A 14,517-nucleotide genomic window follows, 5' to 3' on the forward strand; every position below is an offset into this window, starting at 1 on the left:
TCATACACATCCAGCTCGCCGCATACAAACGACAGGTAGTTCTCGTGTGTCGTCGTGTTGTAGGGCTTGGTCGGCAGAACAGCCAAACTCAGTATCAGACGCTCTGTCTTCCAGTCAACCTTCCGCGAACTCTGGTTCCCGAACTTCCCGCTGATAAGGCAGACGTAGCCCTCCTTCTTGTACTCGTTCACCTTCTTCCTGAACCGCAGCGTGCTCGCCGGCAACGTATGACCGTACTCTTCTCTCAAAGCCTCAATCGCCTTCGCCATCTGCTCCCAGTTATACTTGCCGCCAAACAGCTTCTGAGCCGTAGCCGCACGCTCATACAACCTGATGCACGTGTTCAGAACACTCGCGTTAACCACATACTCCCGGATCTTCTCCTGAGGAAGGACAATACCCGTCTTACCCCTGTCGTGGAAAAACGCCACGGCGGCCTGGTCAGTCTCGTAATTCGAGCATACCCAGCCCTTCAGATGAGTCAGGTCGCCGTCTGGATACAGAGCATCAACCTTCTCCTTGTAGTCGCGAGGAATACTGTCAACGGCAACAAGAGCATACTGACCGGCAGCACCGCCGCCGCGCCTAACCACGTCAATCCTGCCGCGGCGCACCCAGTTCTGGTAGTTCGACTGGCTTATAACGCCACCGTCCACCAACTCCCTGGCACTTATGCACAACCTGTTTCCGTAATACTCCATAACGCACCCACTACAACGATTCAGCAACCTTCTGGATAGCAGGAATGTCACACAGACGCACATCCTCCTGTATACAATACCTGTTACAGTCCTTGTCAAATACATCCGCACGGTTATGACGTATGTCAAGCTCCATCATAGCGCCATTCGCAAAATACTGGCGCATATAACCGTCAGCATCAAACAGCGTCTCTGTCAGAGGAACAACTGCCATCTCTATACCACCACGCTCCAAAGCAAGCTTCCTGATACGCTTAGCCAAATCCGTCGCCGAGCCGTCCTCGTATCGGATGGCCTTGAACACCATACGCTCTGAGCAACCAAAAGCCTGCATGATAAACTCTCTGTCATTCTTGCTGATCTCGATAAACTTCTTCATACTATTACTCATTTTAATCCCTGTTTTCGTCTTTATCAATATTTTTTCGTATATTTGCCGCCATATTCACAAATGAACAGACTTATGAGCAAAAATACTGCATCAATACCTTTCGTGGTATTTTACTTTGATACTCTCTCATCAGTGACGAGCAGACCTCTAATCCAAAAAGCCTTGTCAGCGATTGCAACTCTTCAAAATATCGCCTGCGAGTGTATCGACAATATAACACTACCGGATGATGTCGCAAAAGCCAACGCTCAACTTGGAGCATACATGACAGCTGATCTTGTCTGGTTCCATTTCTCAGAGCACTCACTAATGACGCAAAAGGCGTTTGAGAAAGCCATTCGCGGACTCTTTGCTGATGTGCAGTTAGGAAGTCCTGTGTGGGTGTTTCTAATGCCAAAGAGATATTGGCATCTTTACCCCTCTCCATGGGGATGATTGTACATTCCATTTTCTTATATATTTAAGTTATACAATAATGAACACGCTGCAAAGGTAACACACATTTCGCAAAGTGCAAAATGTTTTCCTGATTATTTTTCGCAAATTGCAAAATTATGACTAAAAAAGAACGACTTGAGGCCATTATAGCCCACTATAGCGATGGAAAACCATCCATTTTTGCAAGATTGATAGGCGTAGCCCCATCTACAATTAGCTCATGGCTTTCCCGTGACACAATGGATTACGACCTTCTTTTTGCAAAGTGCGAAATGCTATCACCCAGTTGGCTCCTCACCGGTGAGGGTGAAATGTTGAGGAATGAAGGTGATGAGAAAACATTATGTCATCAGAATTCTCAGGAATCACCAATTATTGGCCATTTTCTCAATACGATTAAAGAACAGGCAGAAGAAATAGGTCGCCTCAAGGCACGCATCGAAGAACTTGAGCGCAGCAGGGGGGACAATGCTGGACATGCCAGAAGTTCAGGCATTGCAGATGTAGGGTAGTCAGGGTCATCATAGGCGGCAAAGAACAGCTGCTGTGACCCATAGGCCACCCCATACCTCAATGCGATACCCCCAGGCTACCCCCGATGGGGTGTTCCCCCCTATAAAACACCCGGAAAACACACAAAACGCCCTATTTACAGGGCTTTTATCATATTCTCGTCTCTCAAAAGTCAAACCGAAAGTGTAAGTTTCCTATACTCTACTTCGTTTTTTGGACTTTTCGCCTATACCCTCACAGTATGCTTTGGCAAGAGTTTTGAACATCCAGTTACCCCCGAAATGAACATCCAGTTTGAACAACCACCTGAACATCCACCTCCCATTTTTCGCCATTTTCCCCACATTCAAGCCATCCTCACAAGTCCAATTCTTCCTTCGTTCAAACGACGTTCCAACGCCATAATAAAAGAAGCCACAAATCAGCCTCACAGACGCCTCACAGACGCATAAATGCCCATATACAAAGGATTTACCCACACACAAACAAAAAAGGCCACACGCGTAAACGTGCAGCCCTTCATGCGTAAATCCTACGTTCTATTGATGTAAACGAAATACCCCTAAACGTAAAGCAAACGTAAGCCTATGTAAACATTTCGTTTTGTGCCGCCCTAACAGCCCCAACACCCATAACTCTTTGTAAACAAACAACTTTCAGTCTTTCCCTCCCTATCTCTCACCTATACGCTTCGTTCTGTGCCCCATACTTGTAAAGGAAAAACCTGATGAACTGTTACATTTACAGAAATGTTCTGGAATTTTGGCAAATCTTATTGAGGAAATAAACGAGGAACCACTGCAGGAATTCTTTGAATTGACACGTGGCTACTTTACCTCAATAGATCACGGCTTGATGAAAGAATGTGTCATTAGCCACATCTTCAACTACTACTATATTATTGTTCGCGATGCATTGTGGCCTAGAAGTTTGCATTTCGAGTGGTATCCATTAGGAGTTGATAAATTGAGTAAAAGGAAAAACTATTCTTTCTGCTTCCACGTGGAGGGTTCTAAAGAAATGCGCGACACTTTCGATCAAGACAAGCAATTGGAGGAACTATTTCAGCAACAAGACTTCATCAAAGAAGATAGACGTGCCACTAAACACAGGAATATTTCGTTCCGAAAGGAAGTACCTGCTCCCAAACCAATCATGTTGATGAATTCTTTTGAACTGGAATCATATCTAAGTAAAGTGTATTCCAATGTAACCAAGGAGATTATTGATAAGATTAATAGTAACTTAGCTAAATTATAAAATTATGGCGAAACAATTAATTCCTGAGGAGCTAAATGCCCTCATCCAACAGTATTTGACTGACGGCATGATGGAAGTAAGCTGTTTGCGTTATGACGGAAAATAAGTTGAATCGGAATTCCAGTTTGCTAATGGTTTGTACGGATGATCTGGTTATTTATATCACTGCAAAGAGAAAAACCGGTGGGATGGAATAGTTAAACAAATGAGAAAATGAGGTACAGATTATTTGGAGACCTTTGCCTCTTTGGAAAGGCATATCGCGCCACACGTCATGAGATAAGGGCATCGCTGAAAATATTGGCAGTTGTGACGATAGTCTTCGCTGCAGCATTGTTCTTTGCCGAAAGATTGTCAAATCGGGACTATACGTTTTGGGATGCTCTGGTATGGACGTTTGTCAAATATGTAGAGGACCCCGCTGACATTGTTTTACCGCCTGTAACCGTGATAGGAAAGATAGTCGGCACGCTGGTCGGTGTGCTTGGCATTGCTATCTTTGCCGTTCCTGCCGGACTGATAGGCTCTGGCATGATGGATGCAATGAGTGAGGAGAAACGCGAGAAGGAACTGATTGCCTATAGGCAGCGTATGCGCAAATCATTTCGCCGAATGGTCGATAAGACGCTTCGAGGCTACCTGAATAGCCTGCCCGATGGCGGTGGTGAGGCTTTCAGGAAGTTGTATTTTGTCCCTCAGCGCATACCCGTAGCCAGAATCCAGTTGCGGCAGGGCATTGACATGAAGGACATTTTCGACGTCTGTCATCAGTTTCCGGAATTTCGCCTGAAGAATTTGGCTGAAGCTGTTAGCGAGGAAAATCATCCGGAGGATCGTTTCGTCGTGGAGCACTATCCGTTGAACCGTTCCTATGGCTATGCCATTAATCGCAAATCACGGGTCACCATAGTCTCCGCCAGCAGTTCAGCGGAGAATGGAACAGGATGGTTCTCCTATTATCTGGCTAAATTTGGGGGATTTAACTTTGTCAGCAAGGACATTGAGGCTGATTCCGACGAACTGGATTCTTTTTACAATCTCGCCGACAAGCCCGTCAGCGACAAACAGGCAGCCAACCGTAAAGCATTCCTGAATGATTTGAAGGAAATGGTCACTACAGAAGACTCCTGGATTATTCTTTTCACGGCTCATATCAAGAGTTCAATGAACAAGGTTGATTTCCACTTTGCAGATGCTGAGAAAGACGGCAGTGATTCTACAGTAATTCAACAAGACAATTATAAAACGTTGCTTCAAAAACTCTCGGAAATGCTTTATACAGACTATGCTTTGGAATCGGATTTGCAGTCGCAACGTTTCCCTTTGACAAAGAATAATCTTGGCTACCGGCTACGGCAGAAGGGTATTGTCTGCAACACATTTGTGTTGCGTCCCTCGTGCGACATCATTAATTTCGACAACCGCCGTCTGCTCATTGCCTATCGCATGGCCACAATCATCAGCCAACAGTTAGACGCTGGACGAGGAATACAACCTGATGATGTAAAGGATTTCAAGGAAACAGAATTTGGATATAAAGAAATAATATATGTCGATTAAGCAGTCGTTATCAGTTTGGCTGAAGCAGGCGGAACAGATGGAAACGGAGGCTCAGAGCCTTGGGCTGACAGCGGACGGACAAGCCCGTCTGACGACTCTGCTTCGTACAGTAAAAGATGCGCTGGCAGAAGCAGAACAGATTGTTAAACAAGGAGCAGGAGAAGAGCAGGAAACTGTTGCCAAACTACGCCTGTGGGAACGCAAGTTGCTCGACTTGAGTCTGCGCAATAACCTGCTTAATATGAAGTTAGGAAAGAATGCCATTCGCTATGAACATGACGAAATCACTATTTTAGAGGATGAACTGGATCAGGGCAAGGAGTTTGTTCTTGAGCAGAAGGAATTAAAAGGCATCTATCGTACCGTCCGTACCAATCTTGAGGAGAGCGGTGTGAACACGCTTTTCCTGACATTTGGTACGCTTAATTGGAAAGAACGGGCTGGTGGGCGCAAGTATGCTGCACCCATTCTGCTTGTGCCAGTAGATATTGTACCTATCAAGAAAGGAGATTATGCCATCCGAAAACGTGATATGGTTATCTACACGGATCGATACAACTATGTGCGAAAGCGCAGTGGTAGCATAACACCTGAATATTAGTTGTAAAATAGATGATGGCAGATTTGCAACAACACAATGGTGTAGTGTAAGTAAACTCGAACACCTACCTGTTGTTTACTCAGAACGGATTTCAGCACTATTTGTTCTTTATAAAAGACGAAATCAGTGTAGAAGCCACCATCATATTACAAAATGTTTAGTATAGAGAACATATTTTAGACCAAAACGTTTTGCCCGCTGAACATTTTTGATTATATTTGCAGCCGAAAACGTAATTGTGCATAGAAAATGGAAGCACTGATTAAGAGACATCTGAACAGGATGCAGACTGTAAAACTCGATTTCGTCAGAAGCATGATGGATGAAATCGACTGGAATGATCGTCTGCTGATGATTAAGGGGCAAAAGGGCGTTGGCAAGACAACGCTGATGACACAACGCATTTTGCAGGAGTTTGGCCCCACGAATACAACAGATGTGCTGTACGCCAGCCTGGATAATATCTATTTCAGCACGCATAGTCTTTTGGACTTCATTGAGCGATTCCATGCACAAGGCGGGAAATATCTGTTTCTGGACGAGGTGCATAAATACAAAGGCTGGAGTCTGGAAATCAAGAACGCATACGATGAGTTTGAAGATATGCATATCGTGCTGAGCGGCTCGTCGCTGATCAATCTTATTGAAGGAGAGGCCGATTTGTCGCGCCGTTGCATCACCTACACCATGCAAGGGCTTTCGTTCAGGGAGTACCTGCGGATGTTCCATCAGAAAGATTTCCGAAAGAGAACGCTCCAGGAAATTCTGACTGACGGAAACAGCCTGTGTGCTGAGGTTAATGCACAGCTGCGCCCGCTGCCGCTGTTTGCAGAGTATCTTCGCTACGGCTACTATCCCTTCCTGAAAGAAGGCCAGAACAATTATTATCTGCGAATAGAGAATATTGTCAACACGATTATCGAAGTGGAACTGCCCCAGTTGAAGAAACTGGATGTGGGCAATATCCGAAAGGTGAAGTCGTTATTGGGCATCCTTTCGTCAGGTGTTCCCTATACGGTGGATACCGTAAAGCTGTCGTCAATGGCAGAAATGTCGCGCAACACATTATTGCAGTATCTGCAGAACCTCAGCGAGGCACGGCTGATTCAATTGCTCTATTCAGATGTCACCAACGTAAAACGTCTGCAGAAACCGGACAAAATCTATCTGGAGAACACTAACATGCTGCATGCCCTCGCGACCACAAAGGTGAACGAGGGTACGGAGCGAGAGGTGTTTTTCATCAACCAGCTGTCAGCAGCCCATGTGGTGGAATACAGCAAGACATCTGCCGACTTTACCATCGATCATCTATACACCATTGAGGTTGGTGGACGCTCGAAGGACGGCAAGCAGATTGCCGGCGTTGCCAATAGCTTCATCGCCTCTGCCGACGAGGAGTATGTGCTGGGGAACAAGATCCCCCTCTGGCTTTTCGGCTTCTTGTATTAGCAAAGATACACGGCTCCATTTTCCTTATTGAATTGTATATCATATTTAGCATTATGGGACTCAGACAAGAACTGGCATCAGGTAAGATGCAGATTGAAAAGCTGTCGAACTCTGCAGCTGGGCAGGGACTCAGCAGAATGGCTGAAGTACGACTCAAGTCATTATTGAACAATGCCAAGGAAGCACTGACGAATGCAGAGCAACTCGTGGCAGAGGAGATGGGCGAGGATAGCGAGAACGTTACCAAACTACGCCTGTGGGAACGCAAGCTGCTCGACTTGAGTCTGCGCAATAACCTGCTTAATATGAAGTTAGGAAAGAATGCCATTCGCTATGAACATGACGAAATCGCTATTTTAGAGGATGAACTGGATCAGGGCAAGGAGTTTGTTCTTGAGCAGAAGGAATTAAAAGGCATCTATCGTACCGTCCGTACCAATCTTGAGGAGAGCGGTGTGAACACGCTTTTCCTGACATTTGGTACGCTTAATTGGAAAGAACGGGCTGGTGGGCGCAAGTATGCTGCACCCATTCTGCTTGTGCCAGTAGATATTGTACCTATCAAGAAAGAAGGTTATGCCATCCGAAAACGTGATGAAGAGGTGATGCTCAATATTACGTTAATGGAGATGCTCAAACAGAAATTTGAAATGGATGTGGAAGGTGTAAATCCATTACCTATGGATGCCCATGGAATAGACGTGAGTCTGGTGCTCCATTTGGTGCGTGAAGCTGTCAAAGAGCAGACGGAGTGGGATGTTATGGAGGATTCTGTGTTGGGCATCTTCTCGTTCTCAAAGTTCGTCATGTGGAACGATATCCATAGTCATGGAACTGCCGTGATGGAAAGTCCTATCATCAGTTCTTTGGTGGAGGGGCGACTTATGATGGAAGATGAGAGAGCCCCTATTGATGCTCGGCAGTTGGACGCCACCATGAGACCAGAGAAGATGGCGATACCAGTAGATACTGATTCATCACAGTTGGAGGCTATTGCTGAATCGGAACAAGGACGTTCCTTTATCCTCTTTGGCCCTCCGGGAACAGGAAAGAGCCAGACCATCACCAATCTCATTGCCAATGCGCTCTATCATCAGAAACGTGTGCTCTTTGTGGCTGAGAAGAAAGCTGCACTTGACGTGGTGCAGTCACGACTGGCAAAGATCGGACTGGCACCCTTTTGCTTGGAACTACACTCCAATAAGGTGGATAAACAGCATTTTCTGCGCCAGATGCAACAAGTTATCGATGCTGTTGGCGCTGAAGCTCCAGATGGCTTCCAAAGAGTGGCAGACCAACTCTTTCTGCAACGGTTGCAACTCATACAATATATCGATGCGCTACATCAAAAACAGGCAGATGGTTCATCGCTCTATGATGCCATTAATCGCTATCTGACATTGAGTGCTGAGCGTGGCGGCCATCCGCTTAGTGGACTGATGCCGAGGCTACGTACACAGTCGAAGGTTTCTTCTTATATGATGGGAGATACATTAGAGAAGCAATTACCGCTGTTGCCCCAGATTATTGAGGATGTGAAGAAACAACTGGAGCGTGGAAGGAAGATGTCATACTTCAACAAGACGCCACGTCAGTTGTTAGAGGCTGATTACAAGTGGCGTAAGTTTGTATCTTTGGCTGATGTCAGCAATGATTTGCTCGACGACCTTGATGCACTCAATGCTGCTGCCGAGCGATGGCTGAAGAATATCGATTTGTTGCCGCTGTGGGAGCAATGTGCCGTAGCTATGCGTCAGACAGATAGTGCCGGTCTCGAACAAGCCATTGACCGCTATCGTGAGTTGACCAGCGAGTTCCAGCAACTGACACGCCAGGAATTGGTTGCGCGTCTGTCGGCACAGGTGCCTGTAGGCGACCATGACCCTGAAATAAGCAGCGAACTTACACTGCTAAGAAAACGTATAGGCAACAAGGGACGTGGTACCACCATTCGTAATATCATTGACCAAATGCCTGCACTCCTACCCAAACTGTGTCCTGTGATGCTGATGAGTCCGCTCAGTGTGGCTCAGTACATTGATATCAACGGACCGAAATTTGATCTCGTGGTGTTTGATGAGGCCTCGCAGATGCCCACAAGTGAGGCTGTCGGAGCAATCTGTCGTGGTAAGGCAGTCATCGTGGTTGGCGACTCGAAACAGATGCCTCCTACGAGTTTCTTCTCTGCTAACACGACTGATGACGACGAGGCTGATATGGACGATCTGGAGAGTATTCTCGACGACTGTATTTCGCTCAGTATGCCTTCGCGCTATTTAGGTTGGCACTACCGTTCAAAGCATGAGAGCCTGATAGCATTCAGTAATCAGAATTATTATGATGGTAGACTCACCACATTCCCATCGGCTGACGATATGGTACCACATGTGACATTACAGCATGTGGAGGGATTCTATGATTTTGGCAAGACACGTACTAATCGAGCTGAGGCTGAGGCGATTGTGGCAGAAACGATACAAAGATTACAAAACAATCCAGAAAGGAGTATTGGTATAGTGGCTTTCTCGAAGACACAAAGTGACTTAATAGAAGACTTACTTAGCGAAGCGTTAGCCGAGCATGTCGACTTGGAGCAACAGAACTTGGGAGCAGAGGAACCACTCTTTATAAAGAATTTGGAAAATGTGCAGGGTGATGAGCGTGATGTCATTCTCTTTAGCGTGGGCTATGGCCCTGACAAGGAAGGAAAACTCTCGATGAACTTCGGACCCTTGAACAAGGTTGGAGGTGAACGGCGCTTGAATGTGGCAGTCAGTCGTGCCCGTTATGAGATGAAAGTATTCTCCACACTGCGTCCTGAACAGATTGACGAGCGCCGTACACAAGCTGAGGGTGTGCTCGGACTAAAACAATTCTTACGTTTCGCAGAACATGGAACATCCATGCTTCCTGCATCTGCTCAATCTACAGAGAATCATTCTCTGATTGTAGAACAAATAGCAGAAGTATTGCGTTGTAAGGGATATGAGGTGAAGACTTCTATAGGCTCTTCAGCTTCAAGGGTTGACTTGGCCATTATCGATCCACTACAATCAAACCGCTATGCTTTAGGTATTATTTGTGATGGCTCTAGTTATATTCAGCTTAAAACAACTCGTGACCGTGAGGTAGTGCAGCCAAAGGTTCTTCAGATGTTAGGCTGGAATCTTATGCATGTATGGACTGTCGATTGGCTGCAAAATCCTGACGCTGTAATAAAAGACATTATCAAAAAAATAGAACTATGAAACAACTGTCGAAATCACGTTATACGGCTTTCTGTCAGTGCACGAAGAATCTCTGGCTGAAGGTGTATAAACCCCAAGAAACAACTGTGGATGATGGGGTGCAGGCTCGTTTTGAGCAAGGTAACAAGGTCGGCGATCTAGCGATGGGACTCTTTGGCGAATATATGGAAGCGCATGCAGAGAAACCTGATGGTAGCCTTGACCTCACCAAGATGGTGGAGCAGACGCGCCAGTGGATGGATGAGGGCGTGGAGAACATCTGCGAGGCTTCGTTTATCTGCGAGGGAGGTTATTGCGCCGTTGACATCCTGCGCAAGACGGCCGGCGGCTGGGCAATCTACGAAGTGAAGAGCACCAGTTTCCCTGAGTTCAACGGCCAGAAGGCAAAGCTGGAGAAATATGCACCCGATATTGCTTATCAGAAATGGGTATTGACGCAATGTGGAGTTAACGTTACCGGCACCTATCTTGTCTGCCTGAACAGCGACTATGTAAGGCAGGGTGAACTTGACATCAACCAACTCTTTGTTATCAATGACATGAAGGAGATGGTGGAGAATGAATACCCGAAGGTGCAGGCACGTGTGAGCCAAGCCATGAAGGTAATCAACAGCGAGCAGGAACCCGACACAGAACTATCGGAATGCTGCATGAAACCTTACGGATGTGCATTCTGGGAGTACTGCAAGCGTCAGCATGGTGTACCGTCGCCTTCGGTATTCGATGTGTATGGCGGCAAGGGAAGAGGCGGTTTTACCTTCAAGAAGAAACTGGATTGCTACCATCAGGGACTTGTGTCCTTCGAGGATTTGTGTTCGATAGACATCGGCCCCATTCAGAACATGCAGATAGAGGCCGCACTCACCGGTAAGGAGTTTATCAATCCTGCAGGTATCCGTAAGTTTTTGGAGAAGATTACCTATCCAATCTATTTTCTTGACTTCGAGACGATGCAGGATGCAGTGCCTCAGTATGATGGTGCGAAGGTCTATGCACAGATTACGTTCCAGTACTCATTGCACATCAAGGAGAAGAAGAGCACCACAAAGGTCGTTGAGTTGGAGAATGAAGGAAGAAAACTGAAACTGTATGAGACAGCCAACTACATTAAGCATAAAGAGTATTTGGCTCCAAGCAACGGAATAGACCCACGCCGTGCTTTGGCGGAGCAACTTTGCAAGGACATTCCTAAGAATGTCTGCACGTTGGCATATAATAATATGTTCGAGTGCGGGCGCATCCGTGAGTTGGCAGCTTTGTATCCTGACCTTGCTCCGCATCTGTTGAATATCGCTGATCACATCGTTGACCTCATCGACCCCTTCCGAGCTGGTGACTACTACGTTCCTGCAATGGGAGGCTCGTTCTCTATTAAGAGTGTGCTGCCAGCCCTCTTCCCCGATGAGCCAAGTCTCAACTACCACAACCTCGATGAGCGCTGCCAAAATGGAGGTGACGCAATGACCATCTTCCCTCGTATCAAAGATATGGAGCCGGTAGAAGCCGCTGCCAGTCGTGAAGCCCTCCTCCGCTACTGTGAACTCGACACCTGGGCAATGGTGAAGGTGTGGGAGAAATTGAAAGAAATGGCCAAATAGTTTGAATTTTTCAAGCGAAGTGACTATATTAGGTCTCAACCAAATGAAATAAGATGGAAAAAACTTATAACATCAACGGAACAAGTTATACGGTAAACGAGCTTATTGCCATTATGCGTGAGCAACTGCCCGGCCTTAAGAAGTATTCTCATTTCGCAGATGCAGAAATAGAGTTTTGTCGTCAGAACAAAGAAGGTGCCCTCTTCTTTTATGTCTCTAAGGACAATGGAGAGGATATGATGGTTAAAATTGGACCTGAAGAGACAATCTATTGGGATTGGACCGGCCAGGTTCTGGACTAATATCAAATGAAACAATCAAAATGAAATTAAAACCTCGCGATGTACAGGTAATCACAATAACATATGGGAAATATTGAAAATTGCGTTGAGTCTTTAAAGAAATCGCCTTTATATAGTCTCTCAATGGCTAACAAGGAACTATTTCATAGTAATTTCCTTGCTTGGTTTGGCGATCAGTATAAGAATGAGTTCAAAGGTCTTATGAACAAATTGCTTGGCACAGAAGTTCTAAAAGACAATAATTTCAGTATAGAAAGAGAGTATAAACATTTTGATATCTGCGTTAAAGTAAATGGTAATGAGATAATTCTTATTGAGAACAAGGTAAAGAGTGTTCCGACAAGTGAGCAGTTAGTAGGATATATGAACGAAGTGAAGTGTGAAAAATGCAAATTTATTCTTTTAACCATGACACAAGAGCTTCAAGACTTATCCAAGGCTGTGGAATGGACGGTAATAACTTATAAGGACTTATCAGAAAAAATGCCGGATCGGCTAAATGATTGTTATCATTCTAGCTTATTAAAAGACTATCGTGATTATGTAAATAATCTCCAAGATATTATTGAAATATATGATAAAGAAAAAAACTATAATTCAAAACCAGAAGACAACCGTTTAAAAGAGGAGCTTGGAATACATGACATCTGCGGAAAGAGAAAAGCCCAAACTCTATACAAAAAGCTCTGTGAAGCATGTAAAAACAAGAATATTAATATTGTTTCTGATATAAACAATCTATCAGACAACAATATTTATATAGGATGGGGCTATACAAATTCAACACCTCTTATTGAGGTAAAGTTTAAACCAAGCAAAGATGTTTCTGATGTAGTTATTATTCAGATTCAAGGTAAGCAGTATCGTCATGCAGTTGAGTTTTTCGATAAAGCTATTGGTGATAGGATAGTTTATGATAACAAAGAGCACATTCCTTCTGATAAAGGTTTAAGTTATTTAAAAGAACATTATTCTGACATATTATCACTTAAAGGAGAAAAACCTCAGAATTATCCATTTGATAAATATGTTTTTGGGCAGAACAAGAAAAGGGGGTATTGTAAATACTGTAACGGGAAACCGAATGCCAATGGCGATATAAGTTGCTTTGTTTATCAGTGGGTAGAAATTCCAGCTATAACATCATGCGACGATTTGATACAAAAGATCGTAGAAGACATAGAAAATATGAAAGAAATTTTGAAAAACATGATTTAAGCCCTCATCTTTAAATTTCTCTTCGAAAGTGACTAGATTATTGTATAACGTTTAAAACTAGACAATATGAATACAAACATTGAAAGACTGAGCCAGATGCTCAAAAGGCATTTCCACTTCTGGATAGAAGCCTTCAAGGACGAGGAAACAGGCGAAGATGTGTCAATTGAACGAAGAGACATTCTTGATACAGAACTCTCCGATGAAGAGCGGCAACTCATAAAAGCCATAGCTGCGGATATTCCCAACCTCACAGATGAAGAACTCCTCCGTTTCCAGGAAGAAATATCTTATTTTGGCTGTCGAACAAAAGAACAGATATACATTGAACGTGTTCGGCGAGGAGAAGAAAGTATGGCTGAATCTATCGAGGGTGTGCCCACGTTGCGAGTACTCTGCGACAAGGGGAACCGCTGGGCTGCATATGCATTATATCAGAAATACAATTGGGGAGATGAGAAGCAGGGCATCTTCATCAACAAACGAGAGGCAAAGCATTATTTTGACCTTGCCAGTGATGTCCCGCAGCAATACAATGATGAGTGGGACGATGTGGACCACCCAGGAGAGGAGTTCCCAGAAGAGTTCTGCTATACTCTTACAGGCAATGCCCAAACACTTGATGCGGTAGAAAAGCTCATCAACGACCTCTGTCAGAAATTGGGCATTCCTGAAAATGAACATGACGGATTGGGACTCTTCGTGCCACAACGCCAATTGATGAAGGTGCTTGTGGGCAGCGACACAGAATACTATCGTGGCAATGTCCAGCATATAGAACGTAGAGCCCCAGACCGACTTGTCATCACTACCGAAGCCGACAAGGGCGAGCCTCTGCTCTATGCCCTGCGCCAATGCTTCGAGAATCTGAATGTGGAGATGTAATAAAATGAAAAGTCATGGGTGTATCATATCTTTTAATACAACCCGTTGTAAAGTAACAAATATAGAATCAGTCGTAGAAAGTTTCATTTGAAACCGGAGGCTGGCAGGCATCCTTCTTATCCTGTAGTAGAAAGGTCTTGGGATGTCAATTAAAAATAAAAAAAACGAAGGAATTATGGAAACTGATTATTTGTTATTTCTTGATGAATTCAAGAACAATAATAAGGTAAATCAAGAACGTAATAAAGACTAGTCATATAGCTCTTAAAAAATATCAAAAACGTTTTCTCTCTCCAAACCATCCCAAAACCACCATCCCCTCTTTTCTACCTTTATGTACGCATTATTCT

The 14,517-nt window shown here is 44.7% G+C and carries 11 protein-coding genes and 3 pseudogenes; 12 read left to right on the plus strand and 2 right to left on the minus strand.

Annotated elements, in window-relative coordinates:
• A pseudogene (locus CIL02_RS13895) lies at window positions 1-701 on the minus strand (hypothetical protein); the annotation flags it as partial.
• 10 nt (window positions 702-711) lie between these two features.
• Window positions 712-1,080: a hypothetical protein gene (locus CIL02_RS13900; protein ID WP_094402614.1), complete on the minus strand. Its 369-nt coding sequence runs from the start codon at window positions 1,078-1,080 to the stop codon at window positions 712-714.
• An 84-nt stretch (window positions 1,081-1,164) separates the two neighbouring features.
• On the opposite strand from CIL02_RS13900, the gene CIL02_RS13905 reads away from it, so the two are divergent.
• The 12 genes and pseudogenes from CIL02_RS13905 to CIL02_RS13955 all read left to right on the plus strand — a co-directional run bounded on the left by CIL02_RS13905 (window position 1,165) and on the right by CIL02_RS13955 (window position 14,167).
• Window positions 1,165-1,527, plus strand: coding sequence for a hypothetical protein (locus CIL02_RS13905; RefSeq protein WP_094402616.1), 363 nt, complete (start codon window positions 1,165-1,167; stop codon window positions 1,525-1,527).
• 119 nt (window positions 1,528-1,646) lie between these two features.
• Window positions 1,647-2,042 carry a hypothetical protein gene (locus CIL02_RS13910; protein WP_094402617.1) on the plus strand — a complete coding sequence of 132 codons (396 nt, stop codon included), beginning with the start codon at window positions 1,647-1,649 and terminating at the stop codon, window positions 2,040-2,042.
• 763 nt (window positions 2,043-2,805) lie between these two features.
• Window positions 2,806-3,303 carry a hypothetical protein gene (locus CIL02_RS13915; protein WP_094402619.1) on the plus strand — a complete coding sequence of 166 codons (498 nt, stop codon included), beginning with the start codon at window positions 2,806-2,808 and terminating at the stop codon, window positions 3,301-3,303.
• A gap of 213 nt (window positions 3,304-3,516) precedes the next feature.
• On the plus strand, window positions 3,517-4,863 hold the full coding sequence (locus tag CIL02_RS13920) for a potassium channel family protein (protein ID WP_094402621.1): 1,347 nt from the start codon (window positions 3,517-3,519) through the stop codon (window positions 4,861-4,863).
• Window positions 4,853-5,464, plus strand: a complete 612-nt coding sequence (locus CIL02_RS13925) for a DUF4011 domain-containing protein (RefSeq protein ID WP_094402622.1) — start codon at window positions 4,853-4,855, stop codon at window positions 5,462-5,464. Before CIL02_RS13920 ends, CIL02_RS13925 begins: the two co-directional genes overlap by 11 nt.
• Before the next feature lie 249 nt (window positions 5,465-5,713).
• The gene (locus CIL02_RS13930; protein ID WP_094402624.1) at window positions 5,714-6,916 is read left to right on the plus strand and encodes an ATP-binding protein; all 1,203 of its coding nucleotides are present in this window, start codon (window positions 5,714-5,716) and stop codon (window positions 6,914-6,916) included.
• 218 nt (window positions 6,917-7,134) lie between these two features.
• Window positions 7,135-8,094: pseudogene (locus tag CIL02_RS16810) on the plus strand (DUF4011 domain-containing protein); the annotation flags it as partial.
• A gap of 606 nt (window positions 8,095-8,700) precedes the next feature.
• Window positions 8,701-10,158 (plus strand): annotated as a pseudogene (locus tag CIL02_RS16815) (AAA domain-containing protein); the annotation flags it as partial.
• A 2-nt stretch (window positions 10,159-10,160) separates the two neighbouring features.
• Window positions 10,161-11,762 carry a DUF2779 domain-containing protein gene (locus CIL02_RS13940; RefSeq protein WP_094402627.1) on the plus strand — a complete coding sequence of 534 codons (1,602 nt, stop codon included), beginning with the start codon at window positions 10,161-10,163 and terminating at the stop codon, window positions 11,760-11,762.
• Window positions 11,763-11,815: 53 nt separating this feature from the next.
• Window positions 11,816-12,064, plus strand: coding sequence for a hypothetical protein (locus tag CIL02_RS13945; RefSeq protein ID WP_094402628.1), 249 nt, complete (start codon window positions 11,816-11,818; stop codon window positions 12,062-12,064).
• A gap of 63 nt (window positions 12,065-12,127) precedes the next feature.
• The gene (locus CIL02_RS13950; RefSeq protein WP_094402630.1) at window positions 12,128-13,282 is read left to right on the plus strand and encodes a PD-(D/E)XK nuclease family protein; all 1,155 of its coding nucleotides are present in this window, start codon (window positions 12,128-12,130) and stop codon (window positions 13,280-13,282) included.
• 66 nt (window positions 13,283-13,348) lie between these two features.
• Complete coding sequence (locus tag CIL02_RS13955) at window positions 13,349-14,167, plus strand: hypothetical protein (protein WP_094402631.1); 819 nt, start codon at window positions 13,349-13,351, stop codon at window positions 14,165-14,167.
• Window positions 14,168-14,517: the final 350 nt, after the last annotated feature.

The sequence above is a fragment of the Prevotella sp. P3-122 genome, from assembly GCF_002251365.1.
Taxonomy (GTDB): Bacteria; Bacteroidota; Bacteroidia; order Bacteroidales; family Bacteroidaceae; genus Prevotella.